The 22,365-nt window shown below is 69.9% G+C and carries 18 protein-coding genes; 7 read left to right on the plus strand and 11 right to left on the minus strand.

Going from position 1 to position 22,365, the window contains the following annotated elements:
* From M4J07_RS00835 to M4J07_RS00855, 5 genes are all read left to right on the plus strand, one after another.
* On the plus strand, positions 1-2,036 hold a 2,036-nt coding region (locus M4J07_RS00835; RefSeq protein WP_255965886.1), incomplete at its 5' end, for an outer membrane protein assembly factor BamB family protein.
* 47 nt (positions 2,037-2,083) lie between these two features.
* Positions 2,084-3,178, plus strand: a complete 1,095-nt coding sequence (locus tag M4J07_RS00840) for a serine/threonine-protein kinase (protein WP_255965889.1) — start codon at positions 2,084-2,086, stop codon at positions 3,176-3,178.
* Positions 3,179-3,285: 107 nt separating this feature from the next.
* Positions 3,286-4,356, plus strand: a complete 1,071-nt coding sequence (locus M4J07_RS00845; protein WP_308284720.1) for an outer membrane protein assembly factor BamB family protein — start codon at positions 3,286-3,288, stop codon at positions 4,354-4,356.
* A gap of 267 nt (positions 4,357-4,623) precedes the next feature.
* Positions 4,624-5,607, plus strand: coding sequence for an aldo/keto reductase (locus tag M4J07_RS00850; protein WP_374214968.1), 984 nt, complete (start codon positions 4,624-4,626; stop codon positions 5,605-5,607).
* A 131-nt stretch (positions 5,608-5,738) separates the two neighbouring features.
* The gene (locus M4J07_RS00855; RefSeq protein ID WP_374214969.1) at positions 5,739-6,281 is read left to right on the plus strand and encodes an SMI1/KNR4 family protein; all 543 of its coding nucleotides are present in this window, start codon (positions 5,739-5,741) and stop codon (positions 6,279-6,281) included.
* 132 nt (positions 6,282-6,413) lie between these two features.
* On the opposite strand, the gene M4J07_RS48145 is transcribed toward M4J07_RS00855, so the two are convergent.
* Positions 6,414-6,614 (minus strand): hypothetical protein, encoded by a 201-nt coding sequence (locus tag M4J07_RS48145; RefSeq protein ID WP_308284716.1) that lies wholly within the window; start codon positions 6,612-6,614, stop codon positions 6,414-6,416.
* A 21-nt stretch (positions 6,615-6,635) separates the two neighbouring features.
* Complete coding sequence (locus M4J07_RS48150) at positions 6,636-6,905, minus strand: hypothetical protein (protein WP_308284717.1); 270 nt, start codon at positions 6,903-6,905, stop codon at positions 6,636-6,638.
* 285 nt (positions 6,906-7,190) lie between these two features.
* Between M4J07_RS48150 and M4J07_RS00865 the strand changes: the two genes are divergently transcribed.
* Positions 7,191-8,243 carry a hypothetical protein gene (locus tag M4J07_RS00865; RefSeq protein WP_255965895.1) on the plus strand — a complete coding sequence of 351 codons (1,053 nt, stop codon included), beginning with the start codon at positions 7,191-7,193 and terminating at the stop codon, positions 8,241-8,243.
* A gap of 228 nt (positions 8,244-8,471) precedes the next feature.
* Here the strand turns inward: M4J07_RS00865 and M4J07_RS00870 are convergent, their stop codons facing one another.
* The gene (locus M4J07_RS00870) at positions 8,472-9,446 is read right to left on the minus strand and encodes an alpha/beta hydrolase (RefSeq protein ID WP_255965897.1); all 975 of its coding nucleotides are present in this window, start codon (positions 9,444-9,446) and stop codon (positions 8,472-8,474) included.
* A 150-nt stretch (positions 9,447-9,596) separates the two neighbouring features.
* The gene (locus M4J07_RS00875) at positions 9,597-10,862 is read right to left on the minus strand and encodes an NADH:flavin oxidoreductase/NADH oxidase family protein (protein WP_255965899.1); all 1,266 of its coding nucleotides are present in this window, start codon (positions 10,860-10,862) and stop codon (positions 9,597-9,599) included.
* Positions 10,863-10,972: 110 nt separating this feature from the next.
* On the opposite strand from M4J07_RS00875, the gene M4J07_RS00880 reads away from it, so the two are divergent.
* The gene (locus M4J07_RS00880) at positions 10,973-11,581 is read left to right on the plus strand and encodes a TetR/AcrR family transcriptional regulator (RefSeq protein WP_255965901.1); all 609 of its coding nucleotides are present in this window, start codon (positions 10,973-10,975) and stop codon (positions 11,579-11,581) included.
* Positions 11,582-11,780: 199 nt separating this feature from the next.
* Here the strand turns inward: M4J07_RS00880 and M4J07_RS00885 are convergent, their stop codons facing one another.
* From M4J07_RS00885 to M4J07_RS00910, 7 genes are all read right to left on the minus strand, one after another.
* Complete coding sequence (locus tag M4J07_RS00885; RefSeq protein WP_308284718.1) at positions 11,781-12,389, minus strand: zinc-binding dehydrogenase; 609 nt, start codon at positions 12,387-12,389, stop codon at positions 11,781-11,783.
* A gap of 371 nt (positions 12,390-12,760) precedes the next feature.
* Positions 12,761-13,222: a GNAT family N-acetyltransferase gene (locus M4J07_RS00890; RefSeq protein WP_255966116.1), complete on the minus strand. Its 462-nt coding sequence runs from the start codon at positions 13,220-13,222 to the stop codon at positions 12,761-12,763.
* Between the two features lie 579 nt (positions 13,223-13,801).
* Positions 13,802-15,001 (minus strand): hypothetical protein, encoded by a 1,200-nt coding sequence (locus tag M4J07_RS00895; RefSeq protein ID WP_255965904.1) that lies wholly within the window; start codon positions 14,999-15,001, stop codon positions 13,802-13,804.
* A gap of 364 nt (positions 15,002-15,365) precedes the next feature.
* On the minus strand, positions 15,366-16,868 hold the full coding sequence (locus M4J07_RS00900) for a M4 family metallopeptidase (RefSeq protein ID WP_308284721.1): 1,503 nt from the start codon (positions 16,866-16,868) through the stop codon (positions 15,366-15,368).
* Positions 16,759-17,661 carry a hypothetical protein gene (locus tag M4J07_RS48155; protein ID WP_308284719.1) on the minus strand — a complete coding sequence of 301 codons (903 nt, stop codon included), beginning with the start codon at positions 17,659-17,661 and terminating at the stop codon, positions 16,759-16,761. Before M4J07_RS48155 ends, M4J07_RS00900 begins: the two co-directional genes overlap by 110 nt.
* A gap of 487 nt (positions 17,662-18,148) precedes the next feature.
* Positions 18,149-19,174, minus strand: a complete 1,026-nt coding sequence (locus tag M4J07_RS00905) for a helix-turn-helix domain-containing protein (protein WP_255965906.1) — start codon at positions 19,172-19,174, stop codon at positions 18,149-18,151.
* A gap of 197 nt (positions 19,175-19,371) precedes the next feature.
* Positions 19,372-22,257, minus strand: coding sequence for a helix-turn-helix transcriptional regulator (locus M4J07_RS00910; protein WP_255965908.1), 2,886 nt, complete (start codon positions 22,255-22,257; stop codon positions 19,372-19,374).
* Positions 22,258-22,365: the final 108 nt, after the last annotated feature.

The raw sequence follows: 22,365 nt of genomic DNA on the forward strand, positions 1-22,365 counted from the left end.
GCTCGCCCGGCGGGCGCGCGGTGGCGGTGAAGGTGGTGCGGGACGCGCTGCTGCGGGACGAATTGTTCCGGCGGCGCTTCGTGCGCGAGGTCGAGGCGGCGCGGCGAGTGACGGGATTCTTCACCGCCGGGGTGGTCGACGCCGATCCGGAGGGAAACCCGGCCTGGCTGGCCACGGAGTACGTTCCCGGACTTTCCCTCCAGGACGCGGTGGCCTCGCACGGAGTGTGGCAGCAGCAGGCGGTACGGGGCCTGGGCGCCGCCCTGGCCGAGGCACTCGCCGCCGTGCACGCCGCGGACCTGGTGCACCGCGATCTGAAGCCGTCCAACGTCCTGCTGGCGGCGGACGGTCCCCGGGTGATCGACTTCGGCATCTCGGCGGCGGCCGACGACACCGCGCTCACCGAGGCCGGGATGGTCATCGGGACAGCCGGTTTCATCCCTCCCGAGCAGCTGCGCCACGAGAGCTTCGGACCGGCTGGTGACGTGTTCGCCCTGGGGGCGGTGCTGGCGTACGCGGCCGCAGGAGTCGGCCCCTTCGGTGGCGGCGCAGCGCACGCGGTCAACTACCGGGTCGTGCACCAGGACCCCGACCTGAGGGGCCTGGAGCCCGCTCTGGCGGCGGTGGTGGCCCAGTGTCTGGCGAAGGACCCGGAGGAGCGGCCCACGGTGTCGTGGTTGCTGGACGCATTAGGACACCCGGAACCCACCGTCGACGACCGCCACGCTCGACAGGGCACTCCGGGACTGGAAGCCGACGTCACCACGGTTCAATGGATGCCCGGCCCAGTGGTCGAAACGGCCGCACGGCTGCGGGCCGAGGTGCCCACAGAGCCCGTGCCCCGGGCAGAGGACGGCACGCCGGAGCCGCCGGCCGATGCACCTGCGCGCACCCGTCCCCGCCACCTGCGGACGGTTCTCGCCGCGGCGACCGCCCTGGCCGTCGTAGTGACCGGTGCCGTCGTGTGGCAGGTGACCGCGAACAAGGGGACGGACGATTCCCCCTCCGCCGCCCCGCCGAACGTCGAGGAACTCTGGTCCCGGCCACTGCACGAGGGACAGACGATCGCGGCAACGGCGGACCGGACGGTCTACCTCCAGAACACGGACCGCCACGAGATCGCCGCCCTGTCCCTCGCCGACGGCTCCGATCGCTGGACCCGCCGCGTCAAGATCTCCGACATCTCCGGGGAGAGCGACTACGTGAGGAACACGGTGGGAGACGACATCGAGGTCACCGGCGTCTCCGGCGGCCAGCTGTACTACGGAAGCGGACAGTACCTGTACGCGCTGGACGCGGACGATGGTGATCCGCTCTGGAAGCACATGGACGACTCCTTCCACCCGTCCCCGATCGTCGTGGGTGACGGCGCCTACGCGCAGATGAACGCCTTCTTCTACGTCCTCGACCCGCGGACGGGCAAGAAGCTGTGGACGCACGTGTACGACAGCCTGACGTCCGACGACGCCACCGTCACCGGTGACAAGCTCCTCACACACGGCAAGAAGAAGCTGATCGCGGTCCACATCCGTACACGCAAGGAGGCATGGACCTACGAAGCCGACTCCGAGGTGGAGACGGCCCCCGTGACGGCGAACGGCACGGTCTACTTCGGCACCAAGGACGGCGCTTTGTACGCCGTCGACGCCGCGTCGGGCGACGAGCTGTGGCGCGGCACCTTCGAGGGGGAGCTGTGGGACGGCCGCCTCGGTGGGGGAGCCGGCGGGCCGGAAGTGGCCGACGGGACCGTCTACTTCGAGAACGACGGCTATGTGTCGGCCTTCGACGCGGACACCGGTCGGGTGCTGTGGCGGAACAAGCAGACGACGGAAGAGGTGACGTCCCTGACCGTCGTGGACGACACCCTCCTCGTCCACGACTCGGACGGGTACCTGAGCGCACTGGACACCCGTAGCGGAAAGTCCCGATGGCGGGAACCGGTCGACATGGACGACGACTCGGACTTCTGGATCGCCGGAAGCACCGTGTTCGTCGAGCTGGACGACCGGCTGACCGCCTACCGGGCTGCTACCTGATCCACATGTCGTCCAGATCCGCGACAGCGACGAACGAGGAGGAGTGAGTGCAGGCGTACACGCCGCTGGAGGCGGGTGACCCCGTGCGAGTCGGCCCGTACCGGATCGTCGGAAGGCTCGGCTCGGGAGGGATGGGTCGCGTCTACCTCGGCCTGTCACCGGGCGGCCGGGCGACCGCGGTGAAGGTGGTGCACGACGAACTGGCCGAGGACCCGTCCTTCCGCACACGGTTCGGGCGGGAGGTGGCGGCGGCACGTCGGGTGACGGGCCCCTTCACCGCGCCCCTGGTCGACGCGGACCCGGGCGCGGACGTGCCGTGGCTGGCCACCGCCCACGTGCCGGGCCTCTCGCTGGGCGCGGCGGTCGCGACGCACGGCGTCTGGCCCGAGCTGTCCGTACGGGCCCTGGGCTCCGGGCTGGCGGAGGCACTGGATGCGATCCACCGGGCCCACGTGGTGCACCGTGACCTGAAACCGTCGAACGTGCTGCTGGCACCGGACGGTCCGCGGGTGATCGACTTCGGGATCTCGGTGGCCGCCGACGACACCAAACTGACCACCACGGGGGCGGTGGTCGGCAGTCCCGGCTACCTTCCCCCCGAGCAACTGGTCGGTCGCGAGGTGGGGCCCGCCGGTGACGTGTTCGCGCTGGGTGCGCTGCTGGCGTACGCGGCGACCGGGACCGGCGCCTTCGGGGACGGGCTCGCATACGGCGTCAACTACCGTGTGGTCCACGAGGATCCCCACCTGGACGGCCTGCCGGACGGCCTCGCCGACGTGGTCGCCCGGTGCCTGGCCAAGGACCCGCGGCAGCGGCCCGCGGTGCTCGAACTCATTGAGGAACTGGGCCGGTGGGAGGGGGCCGACGGAACTCAGGGCACCTTCACCGCCGGCACGTGGCTGCCCGCGCCGATCGCCGCCGAAGTCACCGCTCTGCGCGCGGCCCCGCTGCCGGAAAAGCCCCCACGACAGCGGAGGACGCGGACCTGCCGACGATCCCCGTGGGCACGGCCCCGACCGCCGTCGCCACGGCGCGGCTCGGCGCGCCGCCCACGCGGCCGTCGTTCGCCGCCCGGCTGCGCGGGGTGCCCCGGCAGCGGCGTACGGCGGTCATCGCCGCCGCGGGCAGCCTCGTCGTCCTGACCGTCGTCGCCGGCCTGCTCCTGCCACGCGCCTTCTCCGGCTCGCCGGACCGGGGCAACGACAAGGGCAGCACCGGCAGCCCCACGCCCGCCGCGAAACAGCTGGCCGTGCGGGAACAGTGGTCGTCCGACGAGGACTTCTGGCAGCCGGTGGCAGCCCACGGCAAGGTGGTCGGCGAGGGCCAGGACGGCGCGCTGCACGCGGTGGACGCCGGGAGCGGCGACGCCGAGTGGACGTACGACGATCCGGGCGCCTCGTCCTTCGAGGGCGTGAGCGAAGGACTGGTGGTCGCCTCCAGCAGGGAGAACGGCACGATCCAGGGCATCGATCTGGACAGCGGCAAGCGGGCCTGGAGCGTGGCGGCCAAGGCGCACACGGCGCCCGGAACGTCGTTCCACCTCTATACACGGGTCGTGGTGGCCGACGGGACCGTCTACGTGAACGCCATGTACGACTTGCCCGAGGGGTCCGAACGCTTCGGCACGTACGCCGTGTCGGCCCTGGACGCCGCCACCGGGCGGCTGAAGTGGACCCGACCGATCGAGTACATCCTGTCCGGTGCGCTCGCGGTCGTGGACGGGGTCGTCTACGGCGGGGTGCGGGAGAAGGGCGGCACCTACTTTCACGCCTGGGACGCGGACACAGGAAAACAGCTCTGGCGGTACCACGCGAGCGCGAGCCGGCGCTACGGGGGCGAGCTGACGGCGATCGCCGTGTCGGACGGCACGGTCTACTTCGGCGACGACCGCGGTGTCCTGCACGCCGTCGACGCCCGGCGGGGCACGAAGCTGTGGACGTACGAACCGGACGTCGACGGTGTGGAGGAGTGGCTCGAACCGCTCGTGGTCTCCGACGGCGTCGTCTACGGCGGGACCGGAGAGACCACCAGCGACTATGGACCCGGCGCCGTGCATGCGGTCGCCGCCGACTCCGGCAGACCGCTCTGGTCCGAGCACACCGAACGCGAACCCGAGCTGCACGGTCTGCTGGACGGCTCGCTGCTCTTCAGCACCAAAGCCGGCACATTGCACACCGCGGACGCCCGTGCCGGAGTGTCCCCGGCTGAGGCGCGGCTGTCGTCCGGCGACCCCGACGCAACCTTCGATGGCGACCGGGTGTACTTCGACGGAGGCGACGGACGTCTTCACGCGGGAAGGATCTCCCTCACCGGCGGCTGAGCAACGCGACCGGACAGGCCCGGCGTCCCGCAGGTCTCCCGGTGACCGACGATCTTCGCCGACGTCATTCGCCCTCGACCAGCACGAGCATGACCGGACCCACGCACACCACAGCCCTCATCTGCACGTTTGGGATGCACCTCCCTCACTGGACGTGTGCGTTCATGTCTCGCACCATGGGCATGACTGGAGGCGCGGAGATCACGGCACTCAGCCGCCGCTCACCGGACGCACATGTACAGCAGAGGATGAAAAGGGATGGGGAACATGGAGCAGCGGACCTTCGGCAGGAGCAAGCAGCAGGTGTCCGTTGTCGGTCTGGGCACCTGGCAGCTGGGGGCTGACTGGGGTGACGTGCAGGAGGAGGACGCTCTGGCGGTGCTGGATGCTGCCGTCGAGTCCGGGGTGACCTTCTTCGACACCGCCGACGTCTACGGGGACGGCCGCAGCGAGGAGCTCATCGGCCGGTTCCTGCGCCGGCGCCCGGACGCGGATGTACTGGTGGCCACGAAGATGGGCCGCCGGGTGGAACTGGATCCGGCGCTGTACACGCTGGACAACTTTCGCGCCTGGACGGACCGTTCGCGCCGCAACCTCGGGGTGGACCGTCTGGATCTGGTGCAGCTGCACTGTCCGCCCACGCCGGTGTTCTCCTCGGACGCCGTTTTCGACGCCCTCGACACTCTCGTGGAGGAGGGCCGGATCGCGGCGTACGGAGTGAGTGTGGAGACCTGCGCGGAGGCGCTGACCGCCATCGCGCGCCCTGGCACCGCGAGCGTGCAGATCATCTTCAACCCGTTCCGGCTCAAGCCCCTGGAGGAGGTACTGCCTGCGGCAGCACAGGCAGGAGTCGGCATCATCGCCCGTGTGCCGCTCGCCAGCGGACTCCTGTCCGGCCGGTACACCAAGGACACGGTCTTCGCCGCGAACGACCATCGCACCTTCAACCGGCAGGGTGAGGCCTTCGACCAGGGCGAGACGTTCGCAGGCGTCGACTTCGCGACGGGTGTCGAGGCCGCCGCCGCGTTCTCGGCGCTGGCGCCCGAAGGTGCCAGCCCGGCACAGACGGCATTGCGCTGGATCATGCAGCAGCCGGGCGTCTCCTCCGTCATTCCCGGCGCCCGCAACCCCGAGCAGGCCCGTGCCAACGCCCAGGCCTCCGCTCTGGCTCCGCTGCCGCAGTCGACGCTCGACGCCGTCCAGGCCCTGTACGACGACAAGATCCGAGGCCAGGTGCACCACCGCTGGTGATCCCATGTTCGCCGCAATGCACGTAAAGCAGCCCAGTTCATTCCTCCCTCGGATGGTTGGCGCAATGCCGACTGGCATCTGAGCTGGGTGCAGTTCGTTCTGCTGGACAGCGCTGAGCTGCAGCGCTGTCCATGGACAAACGGTCCGGTGCGGTTGAGGATCTGCCTGTGACTGATGACGATCTCGTCCTGGCCGTGCGTGCGCAAGTGGCCGACAGGGAACTGCCGGAGCCTGCCTCTGCAGATCATGTAGGGGCAGTGGAGCAGATAGTGGGGCACCCCATGCCTCAACTCCTGCGAAGGCTGTACTGCGAAGTGGCCAACGGGGGCTTTGGCGCCTGGGACGTGGTGTCGTTGACGGACACCGGCGACTGGTTCAGCGACTGTGCGGACATCACGGAGGCGTTCAGCAACTTCGCCGACCCCGAGAACCCTCTTCCGTCCGGGATCGTTCCGCTCATGGACCGGGGCTGTGCGATGTGGGCGCTGATCGACTTCAGGACGGCCGACGGGCAGATGTGGGACTGGGACCCGAACCTGTGCTGCAGGGCGCATGCGCTGGCTCCGCTCAGCCAGTCGCTGGCCGAATGGCTCACCGACTGGCTGAACGGCGCCATGCCGGACGGGCCCTACCCGAATCGTGTGCAGGTGGCGCAGGACTGTCCCGCGCGGTGACGGTGGATGAGCGGGGATGAATGGGCTGATCGGTCGGAGCGAGTGGATGACCCAGGGATCGTCTCTTTGGGCGGCGCGGCGATTCTGCAGAAGCGGGACGCGGCTGGGCTTGTGGCCGGCGGTGCCGAGCCCTCAGAGGGCTGGCGTTCCTTGCCGGCTGCCGTTGAAGTTGTGGCCCTTCTCGATGTCCGCGATCAGCGGGACGTGCGTGGGCCGCCAGCCCAGGCGTTGCTGCGTGAGCGCGCTCGACGCCGGAGTGTCGAGCGACGTCAAGGGGCCGGGAAGGCCGAAGTGTCGGCCTGCATCCTCGGCGGCGATGCTGACGACCGGCACGTTCAGCCGACGGCCGATGGCCTAGGCGGTCTCCCTGAAGGACACCGCTTCGTCATCGACCGCGTGGAGGCGCGAGCCGGCCGGAGCGCCCTCGACGGCCAGCCGGTACAGGTGTGCCGCGTCCAGCCGGTGCACCGCGGGCCACCGGTTCGATCCGTCGCCGACATAGGCGGACACGCCCCTCGCCCGGGCGATGCCGATGAGCGTGGGTACGAAGCCCTTGTGGTCCCCTTCGTCGTGCACCAGCGGCGCGAGCCGTAGGACGGCCGCGCGCACGCCCCGCTCTGCCATGGCGATCACGACATGCTCGGCCGGAACCCTTCGACGCCGCCCGTGCCCCTGCCTCCGGGCGACCCGTCGCCTCTCGAGTGAACCTCACGCTCCCGGTACGAACCGCAAGGCAGGGCCTCCACCATCTCGGCGAAGGCTCGCCCGCGCGCGGCACGGGGCGGTGCAGCACCGGTAGCGGCGGAAGAACACCTGGTGACGGCCGGGCGAAGTCCGGCTCCGCGCGGCCGTCACCGTGATCTTCTCCTCCGAGCGGAACCACGCGTCTCGCGTCCCGGAGGGGGAACCTTGTTGCTCACACGCACCAGATGCGTCCGTCTCGTCCTCGTGGCGGCTGTGCTCGGTCTCGGCGCGGGTCTCACCCCGCCCGCCGCTCCGGCCTCGGCCGCGCCCGCCCTCGCGTCGGGTGCCAGTGCTGGGGAGGCCTGTCCCCGGCAGATGCTCGGGGCTCCGGCCGGGACCCGGCGGGCAGGTATCGCCGACGCCGATCCGACGGGCCGTTTCCAGGCCGGCTACGTCGAGGATGCGTCGTTCATCAGCCGTCTCGCTCTCTGGACCGACGGCGTGGCACAGCCGCAGACCCTGGGGGCCGAACATCCCGGAGTGACGGGGGTCAACTCCCATGGGGACATGGTCGGTTCGGACTTCTTCCCGGAAGGTGGAGGGCGCGGCTGGTCCTACCGGAACGGCGAGTTCAACACGCTGCCTGGTCTGAGCGCCGGGGCGTCGGGCTTCCCGGCCGCGGTCAACGCCGAGGGGACCGCCGCGGGTTCGAGTCTCGACGGCGGCGCCTTCCTGCCGGTCCTCTGGGCTCCCGACGGCGCCGTACGACAGCTCGCGCTGCCCGAGGGGGATACCCGGGGGCAGGCGCAGGACATCGATGACGACGGCACCGTGGTCGGCTGGGCCTCTACCGACGCGGGCGTGACCCACGCAGTGCGCTGGCTGCCCGACGGCTCGGTGGAGCGCCTGCCGGGGACGCCGCCGCAGGACGGTTCGCGCGCCACGGCTGTCCGCGGCGGGAACGTGATCGGCCAGGTGATCCCGGACACGGGCGACTCGTCGATGCTGCTGTGGCGCTGGGACACCGCGTCCCCGCAGGCGTTCACCGGTACGCCGCAAGCGGTCAACGCCCGGGGTGCGGTGGTGGAACTGACCTCCTACTACGTCAAACTGCAGCTCACCGAACCGGACGGCACGGTGCGCTCGCTGCCCACCGACACGACCCCCTACCCCACGGGCCACGTCGTGGCCCTCACCGATGCCGGGGTCGCCTATGGCAATTGGAACAGCACACCGGTCAAGTGGGACTGCCGACCGGCTGCCCTGGCAGAGCGCTGACCGGTCGAGCGGACCGGCCTGCCCACAGCACTGGGTGAACGCAGAGCCGACGCCGGCACACCTGCGCTCGGAGGCGGGCGCGCGGCGTCACCCGTGGTCTTCCCATTCCTCTTGGCAGAATCGCGCTTCGCTGAGCATGGCGTCTCCTGCTCTGGTGGCCCGTACGTACATGTTGAGGTCATCAGGCCCGAGGTCCCCGCCGCAGCCGAACACCAGCTGTATGGGCCCTCAGGTGGTGTGCAGGGCTGAGGTGAGGGCGTCGATGGCGAGTTTGCGGGCGACGTTGGCGGCGCGGGTGTCGCGCAGGCTGTCCAGGAGCAGGAAGTCGTGGACCATGCCCGCGACGCGGACGGATGTCACGTCCACTCCCGCCTCACGGAGCTTGTTCGCGTACTGCTCGCCCTCGTCGCGCAGTACGTCGGCCTCGTCGGTGATGACCAGCGTGGTGGGGAGGCCCTTGAGCTGATCGAGGGGCGTCCGCAGAGGTGAGGCGTGGTGCTCGGCGCGCTGGGCGGGGTCGGTGGTGTAGGCGTCCCAGAACCACTTCATCCCGTCGCGGGTGAGGTAGTAGCCCTCCGCGAACTGCAGGTACGACGGGGTGTCGAAGTCAGCGTTCGTGACCGGGTACAGCAGGACCTGCGCCTTGAGGTCGATGCCGCCGCGCTCCTTGTTCATCAGGGCGAACACCGCGGACATGCAGCCGCCGACCGACTCCCCGGTCACGGCGATGCGTGAGGTGTCCAGGCCGTGCGCGGCGCCGTTCTCCAGGACCCACTTGCCCACCGCGTAGTTCTGCTCGACCTGTGTCGGGTACTTCGCCTCCGGTGCACGGTCGTAGACCGGGAAGACGCCGGCGGCACCGGCGCCGACCGCCAGCTCGCGGAAGAGCCTGTCGTGGGTCTTGTCGTCGCCGAAGACCCAGCCGGCACCGTGGATGTAGAACACCACCGGAAGCGGCCCGGTGGATCCCTTCGGCCGGATGATGCGGGTTCGGACCGTGCCCCACTCGCCGGCGTCGACGTCGACCCACTCCTCGTCGACGTCCGGGCGCGGGACGCTCGGATCGCTCTGCAGACCGAGGAGGATGTCACGGCCCTTCTCCGGTGGGACCTCGTAGATCCGCGGGTGGGGGTCGGTTGCTTCACACAGTTCTTTGGCGGCAGGTTCGAGGTACGGGGTGATGGGCGGCGGTATCTCGGTCATGACTGCTCCCTGCGCCGGATGTGTGCTCTGTGCCTCGCATCCGGCGCCTCTAGGTCAGAACTTCACACGCCTGTCCATCCTTGCGGCCTATTGGTGATGTGCAACTTGCAGGGGAATTTCGCGCCTGCCGGGCGGTATGGCCCGCAGTGGTCACGCGGCCCGGCTCGTGGATGTGCCGGTGTGCCGGGACGCGGTCAGCCAGGTGCGGTAGCGGCGCAGCGCGCGGCGCTGCTGGAGTTGTTCACGGAGCAGGGCGTGCGCCGGGTGGGTGCCGGGCCTGGGGGACCGGCCGTGGGCGATGCGGCGCATCTGGTGGCGGACCTGGGCCATGGTGGCGGCCGATGCCAGAGCCTTGTCGGACCAGGTCGCCGGCCGCAGTTGCCGGTCGGCCTCGCGGTCGCTGCGCCAACGGTCGGGCAGGTCCGGCGTGATGGAAAGGGCGGTCCCCATGCCGACGAGCGCCACGCCGCTGGCGAGGACCGTCTCGGCGGTCTCGCGGCGGGTGATGCCGCCGGTGAGCATCAGCGGGACCGAACTGGTGCGCGCCAGGTCCTTGGCCAGGTCCAGGAAATAGGCTTCGCGGGCCTGCGTGCGCTCATCGGCGGGGCGGCCGGTCATCGCCGGGCTCTCGTAGCTGCCGCCGGACAGCTCGACCAGGTCCACACCCAGGGGTTCGAGCATTTCGATCACCTGCCGTGCGTCATGGGCGTCGAACCCGCCGCGCTGGAAGTCGGCGGAGTTGAGCTTCACTCCGACCCCGAACGACGGTGAGACGGCGGCGCGCACGGCGCGGACGACGTCCAGCAGCATGCGCGCCCGATTCTCCAGCGACCCGCCCCAGGCGTCGGTCCGCTTGTTGACCAGCGGTGAGAGGAACTGCGACAGGAGGTAGCCGTGCGCGGCGTGGACCTCCACGCCGTCGAAGCCTGCCTTCTCGGCGCGGTGGGCCGTCACGGCGAACCGGTTCACCGTGGCATCGATCTGCTCGGGCGTCATGGCGACGGGGCGACCGAACCGGCTGCTGTGCCGGCCCAGATCGACGCCCACGTCCGACGGCCCCCACACCACGCCGGGCATGCCGGCCTGTACCTGGCGGCCCGGGTGGTTGATCTGCATCCAGATCGACCCCCCGCCCGACTTGCCGGCCTCGGCCCAGTCGGCGAACGGCGCCAACGGCGTGGCCTCGTCGAGCACGACCCCCGCAGGCCCGGTCAACGCCTCGGCGTGCACCATGACGTTGCCGGTGATCAGCAGCCCGGTACCGCCCGCTGCCCAGCGCCGGTACAGCTCCATAAGGTGCCGGCCGGGCACCTGGCCTTCGTCGGCCAGGTTCTCCTCCATGGCCGCCTTGGCGATCCGATTGCCCAGTACCTGCCCGGAACGCAGGGGCAATGACGAGAACAGCACGCTGGTCATCCGAATCCTTCTCTGCTCTGCTCGACCGCGCGGGGCGATCCCATAGAATGTGTACGGCGCTTACATTAATCAGAAAATGTAAGCGGTGCATACATGAGAGGGTATGGCCCGTGCCACAAGCGACTGCGTACCATCACGGCGACCTGCGTGCTGCCTGCCTGCGTGCCGCGCGCGAGCTGCTGGAGGAGGACGGCAGTGCCGCACTGTCGATGCGGGCCGTCGCGCGGCGTGCGGGCGTGTCGCCGACCGCTCCCTACCGCCACTTCCCGGACCGCGAAGCGCTCGTCTCCGCCGTCGCGGCCGAGGGCTACCGCGAGCTCACCGAACAGCTGGCCATGGCCCACCCCGCGCCCGCGACCCCTGAGGAGCTTGCCGAGGTCGCCGTTGCCTATGTCCGCTTCGCGCTGGACCACTCCGCGCTGTTCCGGGCGATGTTCGCCGAGCCCTGCGACTCCGACAGCGAGGAACGGGTCGCCGCGACAGCGGCCATCTCGGAATACGTACGCGACATCGTTCGCCGCGCCTTCCCCGGCGCCGACCCCGAGGCGCTGTGGACCGCGGTGTGGGGACTCGCCCACGGTTTGGCGTTCCTGCACCTCGACGGCAAGTTCGACGCCGCCACTCCCGAAGCGGTCGCCGGTCACGTCCGCGCTGCGGTCCTTGCGTTGTTCGGCGCCGCCCCGGCGCTCTCGCGGACGGCAGCCACGCGGTCCCGGTAGCGTGCGGTCGGAGTGATGGTTCGGTGAACGTCTGGGGTGGCGATTCCCTGGCCATTTGGGGGTTGCGAAGCTAGCCGCATGGCCGGTGAGTCAGTGCGGGAACAGGCGGAGCTCACCCGCGCGAGGGCCCGTGAGCTGAGGCGCATCGCTCGTTTCCTGCTTGAGCAGAACCATCGACTGCTTGATGAGAATGACGAGCTCAGGCGGGAACGTGCCGGACTGTTCCGCACGGCCTGGGGCCGTGTGGCGTCTGAGCCGAGGTGGCCGCTGACATTGCCGGGACCACCACACCCCCCCGCCCGAGAACCAGAACCCGTAACGACAGCGGAGCGCGGGGCGAACCGGCAGTCCGCCCACCGTGCTTCACCGGCGTCACCCCACGCGCAGCGGAATCCATGACCCGGCCACCGGGAGCAAGGTTGGCCAGAGCACTGCGGAGCGCCGCACCGGCACCGGCGGCGTCACAGAACACATCGACACCGTCCCCTCCCCCCAGGCCCGAGACCAGCGCCTCGAGATCCTCGCCCACGGGGTCCACGACATGCGCCCCGAGCGCCGCGATCTTCCCCCGACGCTCAGCGTTGGGCTCGGACACCACAATGTGCTCGCCCCCGCGCGGGAACGCGTACCAGGCACCGATACCCACAGGACCCGCACCGGCCACAAGCACGACGTCCCCCGGCCCGGAACTGCTCCGACCGGCACCGTGCCATGGCACCGACATCGGCTCCACCAGAGCACCCTGCTTCAGGTCCACGTCGTCGGGCAGCCGATGGAACTGCCGGGCATCGATCGACACGAACCACATGTGCCGGATCCGCCCCCCCGTGCACCGCAACCAGCGCGGGGCCGCACCCGGTCGAGACGTGACGGCGAAGGGAGGCGACGTGGTCGGGCCGCGGGGCGAGGACGACGACCCTTCGGTGCAGGGGTACGGCCAGGGTGGCCAGGACCGCAGCGAGATCTGTGGCGCCGATCAGCAGCAGCCGCGGCTGACTGGTCAGTACTTCAGTGAAGGCGGGTCCCGGGTGGGGCAGTTGGCCGGGTGCGGCTGTCGTTGACCAGTGGTAGGGCGGCGTCAGCTCCAGCCGTACCGTCAACGGACGGTCCTCGGTCATAGCCGTGGTGATGGCGGCGCGCACGCCCAGCGACGCGAGCGCGGCTGCGTCCGAAGGTCTCCTACTTTTCGGGGCGCCATTGGTATCGGATGTCCGGCTCCCCCTCCTCGTTACGGTGACCGTCGGTGCACTCGGTGGGGATGAAACCGTGTCGCTCGTAGAAGCGGCGGGCCGGCTCGTTGATCTGGAACGTCCACAGCGCAAGACCTGCCGGTCGACGCCGCTTCGCCACCTCCACGAGACGATCGCCCATTCCTCGGCCCCGCCAGGCCGGATCGAGATAGAGCTGGTCCAGGTCGTCGCCGTCCAGCACCATCATCCCGACCACCGCCCCGTCGACCGTCGCCACCCAGGTCTCCAGACCGGGTACGACCACCTCCCGGAACCAGGATCTGACCTGGTCGTCCGTATGAGCGCGACGCACACCGGGAAGTGCGGCCGTGAAGGAACGCAGCCACACCTCGGCCACTGCCGCGGCATCGGAGTCGACCGCACGCCGGACGACGAAACTGTTGATCTCCACGGTGCTGCATACTTGCAGACGTACAGCCTGGCCGCATGCGACTTCCTGCGACGCTCGGGCCACCATCAGATGTGTCGGCTCCCGCGCGCCCCACGAAGTGCGTGTCGGTCCCGTCGTCACGGGGATGAGACGGCGGGACCGACTGCCGCCGCGCGGGGCGCAGCAGCTATCCAGGTTGCCGGTTCAACAGTCGCTCCGCCAGGTCGACTTCAGGCCTCCTCGCGTGCGGGCCAGCCCGCTTGCCTCTCGGGTGCTTCGCCGGTGGGTGGGAGGCGAACGGATCGGGTGGGGGCCGACCGCAGAAGGAGGGCAATTGCGTGTCCGGGTCTCGTCCTCCCAGACGCGGCCGGGCTCGCCGTTGATGTCGTAGTGGCGGCCCAGACGGACCTGTACGGATGGGAATCCGCCGACGATGTCCGATCCGTCGAGTGGCCAACGGTGGCACCAAGGGCTTCAACTTCACGGCGTAGGTGTCTCCGGAGCTCAGCGCCAACGCCCGCAAGACGTCTGAGCGATCCCTTCCCACCGTCCACTCCCGATGCCCCCTGCAACCGTCAACTGGCCATGTAGGAGGTGGTCTTAACGCCATTCCAGGACGTATCCGGTGCTCAGTGCCTCTTCCGCACCCGACTCACTGATTCTCTTTGGGCTGGCGCCGGGGGTGATGGGGGAGAGGAAATGCGTGAGGCTGGTGCCCTGGAGAGAAGCAAAGATCATCTTCTTGCCGTCCGGCGAGATGGCCTGCACGGTATTCTCCCGGTCCGTGGCCGGGATGATCGGCTTGCCCATCGCGTCGTCCGGGACTTCATCGACACCGGCGAGGCCCGAGGTGTCCAGCGTCCAGAATGAGTTCTGCCGCTTCGGGTCATCCGTCGAACCATCCGGACCGCACAGCACTCTCGCCTTGTCGACCCAGCCGTAGCAGTCGATGTCGTAGGAGATGTAGGAACCGTCCAGCCCGGCGCCGAGCACGGCACTGCGCTGCGGGAGATCGACGATGTTGAGGCCGTCGAGGCTCGCGATCGCCTTCCGCTCATCGGGGCTGATGCGCACGTTCATTCCATAGATGCCGCGTGCTGCGTTTCCAACAAGCGCGAGGCGCGCGTTGGTGCTGTTCATGGCGCCGCTGCCTTGTTCCTTACGTGCGTGGTCTCCTGAGACGGAGCGGCTGGCGATCCGTGCGGTGCCCGTGCCCTGGTCGAACTCGGTGAACCAGACGGCACTGCCATCCCCGGAGAAGACGGCATTCTCCTCGTGGGGGGCGTCCGCGAAGTCGTCACCTCCGTCAGCTGACAGCTCCGTCACCTTGCCGTTGGTATCGACGTAGCCCACGCGCGTGGCCTCGGTCTCGCGGTCCATGAGCACGACCGCCATCCGCGTGTAGCCCTTGTCGAAGAGCTGTCGAAGCGAGGACTCCGGGATCGTGCGGGGTCCGTCATCGGTCACGCCGACATCGTCGACGGCGTTGCCGCACAGCTCTGTCAGGGACGAATCGGCCGCCATGGTGGTGAAGGGTCCGGAGTCGTCCATTGCCGCAGCGGGGACAGGGAAGGTACGCGATGCCGTCGGCTCCCAGGTCTGCGCGTCCCAGCCCGTGACGGTCACCCGGGGCTGGTCATCCGTGGACTTGGAGCATGATGCTGTGACAATCACGTCCTGGTCGGGGAAAGCCGTGGTCTTGGATTGCTGCTCTCCGTCTCCGTTGGGGCCCTGCCGATCCCCTGGGGCGCCGGAGTTGCCCGGGCCGTCGCATGCTGTGGCAAGGGTGAACAGCATCATCGTGATGGCTAGTCCCGCCCAATGGCGCGGTGGTTGCCGGCTGCCGGTTCTGCGCACTCCTTTACCGCGCATACCTGCCCTCTCGGACGTCGCAATTGACAGTGTCCGCACAATCGTAGGGCGGGAGGACCGAATGGGCGCCTACGTCGCTCAACGCCCCCTCGATATCGGCCACATGGCGCGATGGGACGGCTCGATCGCGCCCATCGGGGAGCATGTGACGTGGGGCCGTTGAAGTGCGCGGCCCCACGTCAAGGCTCACGGCCACCGCGTGATGTCCAGGGGCAAAGCCCCCGGTCACCAAGCGGTGGCCGTTGCGCTCTCTACCGTGCTTGAAGCCGGTTACGACCGTTGAGGGAAAGCCTCAGAAGGTCAGGCTCCAGCGCTGGAGATGACCCGGGTCCAGGTCGAATATGCCCGGGGTGCCGTCGGTGACGCGCAGCTTCCAGGTGCCGACCGCGGGCACCGCCGAGGCGTCGACCGTGTAGGTCTCGTGCAGGTCGGGCGTGAGCACCCAGGGCCCCCAGGGCTTGACGTGGATGACGGTGCCGTCGGGGGCGATCAGGTCAATGACCATGGCATTGCTGAACCCGTGGTCGAGATCGATCGCGACCTTGAGGTCATTGGGTGCGTTGCCCGGCTTTCTCCGGACGACCAGTGGGGACTCGACCACACCCCACTTGGGGATCACATACGTGGTGGGGTTGACGAAGAAGTGTCCGCCGGATGCAAGAGCGGTCCAGGTGAACGAGAACTTCCGGGTGTTCCTCGCCGCGTCCGTGATGATGATGACCGAGTTGTAGTCACCGGCCTTGCCGGGCCTGCCGGTGATCAGACCGGTGGTGTGGTTGATCGACAGACCCCGGGGCAGCGACTTGGCGGAGTAGGTCAGCGGGCCGGGACGACTGCTGGATGCGGTGATCTGACGGCTGACCGGCTGGCCGACCGCCACCGGCTCGGTCGGCAGCGGTTCCGCGGCGATGTGGTTGACGTAGCGGATCCCGACGTTGACGGCCGCCCAGGAGTTGGCGACGGCCTCGTAGGCGTCGCTCCTCCCGCCGTAGAGGTCGGCGGCGGCCTGGAGCGTCGCGGTCCGGGCGCCGGCGTAGTCGGTGGTGCTGGTCATGTAGACGGTGAGCGCGCGGTACACCACGGCCGCGGCGTCGGTCAGGCCGATGCCCGCCACCGGGAGCCCGTCGTACGTGGGGCTGTCGTAGTCCACGCCGCTGATGGTCTTCTGTCCGCTGCCCTCGGCGAGCAGGTAGAAGAAGTGGTCGCCCACGCCGGCCACCATGTGCGGCTCCTGCCCCTTCGCCTGCGGCGTCCAGTAGTCCAGGGGCGCGTAGCCGACGGAGCTGATGCCGGCCTTGGAGGGACGGTCCATGTAGCGGATGGGCTTGCCGTCGCCGTGCAGGTCGTCCAACTCGGCCATCGTGTAGTCGGGTACGTCGTTGGGGTTGTCGGCGTGGAACTCGACGGCGGCGGCCATCATGTCGCTGATCGCCTCGTTGAGGCCCGGCGATTCGCCGCTGTTGCCCAGCCCGGCCGTGGCGGAGGTGACTCCGTGCGTCATCTCGTGCGCGGCGATGTCCAGGGACGTGACTGGGTGCTGTCCGTCCGCGCCGTCGCCGTAGCTCATGCAGAAGCAGCCGTCCTGCCAGTTGGCATTGGCGAGGGGGACCCCTTGCACGGATTCGTAGTGGACCCGGGAGGAACTGCCGCGGCCGTCGTTGGCTATGCCGTTGCGGCCGAAGTTGTCATGGTAGAAGTCCCACGTCGTCTGCGCGCCGTAGGCCGCGTCCACCGCCGCGGTTCCGGGGTTCGCCGTCGTTCCGTCGCCCCACACGTCGTCGCTGTCGGTGAACAGGACCCCCGTTGGCGTTGTCGCTCGAGTCGAGTGTCCGGTGGTTACCGTGTGCGGGGTCGATCAGGGCGTACGTGCCGTCGTCCTGGCGGGTGGAGCCGATCGTGACCTGCCCGCTGTAGAGGCTGTTGCCCTCGGCGGACTCCACGTGTTCGGCGTTCTCCAGGGTGGCGCCGCTCGCTGCGTCGGTCACGACGTGGCGTTCGCTGGGGGACCCGTCCCGCTGCAGGCCGGTGACGACCGTCTCCCAGGCCAGCTGGGGCTTGTCGTTCATCATCCAGACAACCTGGTGGGGTGCGGTGCGCGCGGCCCCCTTGCGGGTGCCCTTGGCCGCGGCCCTGCTCAGGGCCGACTTCTTCGCGGTGCCGGCCGACACCTTGGCCTTGGCCGTCGGCAGGGTCAGGTGTGCCTTGGAGGCGTAGGTGACGGTGTGCGACCCCTCGTGCTGATGGTCCACCAGGTCTCCGCCGAGCACGGGCAGTCCGGCATACGTCCGGTCGTAGCGGATGTGGACCGTTCCGTCGGCGTCTTTGATGACGTCCTTGGGGATCAGCTTCTCCTGAGGGCCCAGACCCAGCGAACGGGCGGTGTCCGGAGCCGTGTTGGTCGCCTGGTCGAGCAGCTTCCGGCGCTGCCCGGGCGACAACTGCACGGTGGCGGTTCCTGGTCTGGCCGTGGCCTTGATCTGGGGGAGCGCTCGTGCCGTGCGAGTGCTCCCGGATGCGTCGGAGGGGGAGGCGGCGCCGGCCGAGGCGGGCAGTGCGGACAGGGTGAGTGCTGCGGCCGTGACCACCACGGTCGAGATCAGGCGCCGCCGGGACCGGTGCGAACCCTGAGTGGACGCAGCCCTGTTACTGGAGGAATTCAATCTGGGGGACCTTCCGTTCGGCTGTCTGCCGATGTCGAGCGGCACACGGGCCGGTCTCCGGGGGGACCGGCCCGTGCTGTTTCACGGGGACAGGGGCACGAGCTTCACTTCAACGGGAAGCCGGTGTTGCTGGCGGGGAGAGGCTCGCCGCGCGCTTCGAAGTGCGCATCGTTTGAACCCCCACTGCCGAGCTGGGGCCGACCCGCGCTGATTCAAGGTCGACAGCGGACGGTGTACATCCGCTGAGAGAAGAAACTAAGTGCCATCACCATGTCTCCGGCAGGTGAGATGGGTGGCGACTACATGCCACGTGGCACGGATCCGCCAGGCTGCGCTTGAACGGCGTCGGAAGTGCCGGTGTGCCGCCGGCCGGCCGGCCGCCCTGTGACGGATGCGGTGATCGACATGAGGCTCGTCACGCTCCCTCGCCCACGGTCGTGGGCTCAGCGGACGCCGAAGGCTCGTGCAGCCATCCCCGGCGGGCGGCCTGGGCCGCGGCCTGGAAGCGGGTAGTCGCGCCGAGTTCGGTCATCAGATGGTGGATGCGACGTTGGGTGGTGCGCTGGCTCCAGCCCTGAGTACGGGCGATCGCCGCATCCGAGCAACCCGCGGCGAGCAACCTGACGAGGGAGACATGGTCGGGGTGGCCGGGCGCGCCGGGTGAGGCGGTCGGCGGTGCGGGGTCCTGAATGGGGGACGCACGGTCCCACTCCGCTTCGAAGAGTGCTTCCAGCGCGGTCAGCATCGGTGAGCGGCGGATCACGTGCGCAGTGAGGTGTCCACCCGGGGCGAGGCTGAAGGGAATGACTGCCTGCGTGTCGTCGGCTATCACGAGCTTGATCGGCAACTGTGCCCGCACACGTGCCTGTTCGCCGGAACGTATGCTCGGCAGGATGTCGTCCCTGAGGCGGTCCGGCCATGCGACAGCAGCCCGGTCGTAGACCACGCGGTGCGTGACGCCCGAGCTCTGTCTGCGGCGTTGGTCGTCCAGGTTGCTGCCGGGTCGGTCGACGTAGGGCGGCCGGTCGAAGGTGCGGATCTGATGGAGGGCGCCGTCGGTGAGCCGGCGGATGGCGGCGCTGATGTCGTCACGACCGCGGAGCAGTTCCACCGCGATGTCCGGGTCGGCGATCCGCAGAGCTTCGCGGTGTCTGTCGGCCAGTTGGTGAACCAGCGCGCGGGCCGCACCGAGCTGCTGCTCGCGTTCCTTGATCAGCTCGCTGACCGCGACGTCGGGGGCGGCCGCGGTGAAGCGTGGAGGGCGGCCCGCCGATCTGGTCGCGAGGCCGGCCTTCACCAGGGTGGACAGCTGGCGCCCGGCCTGGCTCGTGCTCGTCTTGCAAGCGCTCGCCACCTCGGAGGCAGTGCTGTGGGGCAAGCCGATCAGCGCGGTGTAGACGCGTTGCGTCTCCTCGCCGAGTCCGAGGACGTCGAGTTCCATGTCAGCTCCGGTCATTCGGGCCGTCGACTGCCAGTCGGCGGCACCCGGTCACACGTGTCGAACGGCAGCGAGGTGCCTTCATGCACCGTGCAAGTCCTGTCACCCGCTGGCGCGTCTGCGGCTGCACAGGACATGGGCTCTGCCCAACTCAAGGGCAGAGCCGGTCTTCCTGTCGGGCTGACAGGAACCGGCCGGCGTCATGCGTCGATGTCGAGAAGCATCGGCGCCAGCTCCTTGCGCGACCCGCAGCCGAGCTTGCGCAGGGTGCTGGAGATGTGGCTCTCGACCGTGCGGCGGGACAGGAACAGCTCGGTGGCGATCTCCTGGTTGGTCTTGCCCGAGGCCGCCAGAGCGGCCACCCGGTGCTCCTTCGGCGACAGCGTCTGACCGAGGGAGCGCCGTCCACCCCGCCAGGGATAAGGGATCGGTACGCCGAACTGCCGCATGCTGCGGCAGACGCGCGCGATGTCACGCGAGGCGGTCATCGCACCGTACAGGCGAAGGGCGGCCTCCAGGTCGGGACCGCCCCGCGCCGGATCGCGCTCACAGCGGAACCGGCCGAGCCGTTCGGCGGCCTGGGCCTCGTCGTAGCGCAGCCCCGCGTCCATGAGGATCCGACGCGCCTGCCCGAGCAGGGCCTCGGCATCGTCGGCGCGCCCGTGGGCGGAGGCGAGCACGCCCCGGACGGTCAGGAGGGAAGCCTGCGCGCGCGGCGCGTCCGTCCCGTCGAGCCCGGCCGCGAACTCGTCGACGAGTTCGGCGGCCTCGCTGTCCGGTCCCCGTACGGTCAGTGCCTCCACGAGGCACACCACCGGCGCGGCGCCCCACACCCAGTTCCCCTTGGCGCGGACGTCGGCGACAGCGGCCCTGGCGTGATCGGCGGCGCCGCCCGCGTCGTCCGTCGTCAGCAGCAACCGAGCCATGGCGGTCCTCGCCGCGATGAGGGGCCAGACGGCGCCGACCCGTTCGGCGACGGCGATCACCTCGCTGAAGCGGGCGGCGGCCTCCTCGGCCGGGCCGACCGCCGCGAGCAGCGAGCCGTGCAGCAGCCGCGAGTCCAGTGACGCCGCCCCGAACGTCGCGTCGGCCCCGCCCATCGGGCGAACACTGTCGAGCAGGCCGTCCCACCGGCCGGCGGCGTGATCGACCGCGGCGGCGACGAGGTCGACCACCTCGGCCAGGCGCAGGTAGTCCGCCTGCTCGGAGACCCGGCGCCCCTCGGCCAGCAGCGTCTCGGCGCGGTCCGGACGGCCGATGTGCAGGGCGGCCTGGGCCCAGTTGAGGCACGCGCGCGCACGCTCCCGGTAGGAGGCGCGCAGATCGTCCCCGCCCAACAGGTCGTCGATCAGCGGCCAGCTCTCCGGCCGGCCCTGCTCGAGCATGAGCCCCGCCCGCGTGATGCGGACGGCGACGTCGACACTCCGGTCGCCACTGCGCAGCGCGGCCGCCGCCGCTTCGTCACAGCGAGCGATGTGCTCGCGCATGTGCCGGTCCGTGACCGTCTCGGGCGCGGCAAGGACGGCGAGTGCACGGCCGAGGAGCGCGGGCTCGTCGGCAAGGTCCGCGAGGGCGTTGTCGATCTCCAGGTAGCCGGCGCGGGCGTCACCGGACTGGCGCAGCAGGCGTCCATGAGTGAAGCGCAACTCGCCGCGTACGGCGGCCGGCAACTGCTCGGTCACCAGCAGCCCGTGGACGATCGGCAGCGCCTCGGTGTGGGCGAGCCCGTCGACCGCGGCCCGGCCCAGTTTGAGGGCGAGCCGGACCCGGTCCGGCTGCGGGACGCCTTGCGCGTCGAGCGCCTCCAGCAGGAAGCGGGCGGCCGTCGCGTCGTTGCCGTGCGCGAGTGCGGCCTCGGCGGCCGCCTCCGCGTGGACGACGAACTCCTGGTGGCGGCCCGCGAGCCGGTAGTGATGGGCGAGCCTGGCCGCCGTGGGAGTGCCCACCCCCGACTCCAGAGCACGGGCGGTCCGCAGATGCAGCCACCGCCGCTCGGCCGCAGGCACCGCCTCGTACACCACCTGCTGGGCCAGGGCGTGGCGGAAGCAGCTGTGCCCGCCCTTCTCGTGCAGCAGGCCCATGGTCTGTGCGCGTGCGAGTGATCGGGCGATCGCGCGGGCGTCGTGCTCGGTCACTTCCGCCAGCAGACGGTCGTCGGTGACCAGGCCCAGGACGGCAGCCGCGTTCACGATCTGCCGGGCGTCGTCGTCGAGGGTGAGCAGGCGCTGCACGATCACGTCGCGGAGCACCGCCGGAACCGCGAGGTCGTCCAGAGCCTCGGGGCGAGCCGGGATCGTGCGCGGTGCCGAGCCCTCCACGAAGGTGCGCAGGACCTCTTCGACCACGAACGGAATGCCGCCGGTTCGGTCGTAGAGACGATCGGCGACCTCAGGAGAGAGGTCGGCGTGCAGGATTCGGCCCGCGAGCTGAGCCACTTCCGGCCGGTTCAACGGGCTCAGGACGACGACGCGGGCCGCGCCGGAAGGTGCCCGAGCCAAGGCCTCACTGATCGGGAGCCGCCCGGTCTCGGTGCGCGCGGTGAGGATCGCTGTCAGGCGAGGAGGAAGGTGTGCGGCGAGGAAGGCCAGGAAGTCGAAGGTCACCGTGTCTGCCCAGTGCACGTCCTCCAGCACGAGCACCAAGGGGCCGAGCCGGTCGAGCAGAGCGACGGCGGCGCGGAAGACCCGGTGTCGCTCCGCTCCTTGGTCGGTGAGGGCCGGCGGGGGCGGCGGCAACTGCGAGGCGATCTCGGGGACCAGCGGTGCCAGGGCGCCGAGCACCGGGTTGAGCACCTCGGCGCCGGCCGGCATGCTGCCCACCTGGCGGAAGGCGTCGAGCAGCGGGGACAGCGGCAGGGGCTCCTGGAGCTGCTCGCACTGTCCGACCAAGATCCTGCGGCCGACGACCGCAGGGGAGGACAAGAGCTCTCGTACCAAGCGGCTCTTGCCGATACCGGCCTCGCCCTCGACGAGGACGAGGGACGGCGGGGCGGCGATGGCCGCCTGCAGGACGGCGAGTTCCTCCCGCCGTCCGATGAGGCTGTCGGCCGGATCCACCGCGTGGCCCGCCTGCGACGGCAAGGGCACCTTCCGCCCCTCTCACCAGCCCGATTCCGCAACGTCGCGATCAGATTACCGTCAAAGTTCCGTGTGTCCTACGGAGGTTATTGAGGTGACACCGTCGCTAGCGTCTGC

It is taken from the genome of Streptomyces longispororuber (assembly GCF_024448165.1).
In the GTDB taxonomy this organism is placed as follows: Bacteria; Actinomycetota; Actinomycetes; order Streptomycetales; family Streptomycetaceae; genus Streptomyces; species Streptomyces longispororuber_A.

Bases quoted from the DNA above. Each gene is read 5' to 3' on its own strand.
- M4J07_RS00850 (WP_374214968.1), top strand. From the start codon at position 4,624: ATGGAGCAGCGGACCTTCGGCAGGAGCAAGCAGCAGGTGTCCGTTGTC.
- M4J07_RS00855 (WP_374214969.1), top strand. From the start codon at position 5,739: ATGGACAAACGGTCCGGTGCGGTTGAGGATCTGCCTGTGACTGATGAC.
- M4J07_RS48150 (WP_308284717.1), bottom strand. From the start codon at position 6,905: ATGGCAGAGCGGGGCGTGCGCGCGGCCGTCCTACGGCTCGCGCCGCTG.
- M4J07_RS00870 (WP_255965897.1), bottom strand. From the start codon at position 9,446: ATGACCGAGATACCGCCGCCCATCACCCCGTACCTCGAACCTGCCGCC.
- M4J07_RS00875 (WP_255965899.1), bottom strand. From the start codon at position 10,862: ATGACCAGCGTGCTGTTCTCGTCATTGCCCCTGCGTTCCGGGCAGGTA.
- M4J07_RS00885 (WP_308284718.1), bottom strand. From the start codon at position 12,389: ATGTGGTTCGTGTCGATCGATGCCCGGCAGTTCCATCGGCTGCCCGAC.
- M4J07_RS00895 (WP_255965904.1), bottom strand. From the start codon at position 15,001: ATGATGCTGTTCACCCTTGCCACAGCATGCGACGGCCCGGGCAACTCC.
- M4J07_RS00905 (WP_255965906.1), bottom strand. From the start codon at position 19,174: ATGGAACTCGACGTCCTCGGACTCGGCGAGGAGACGCAACGCGTCTAC.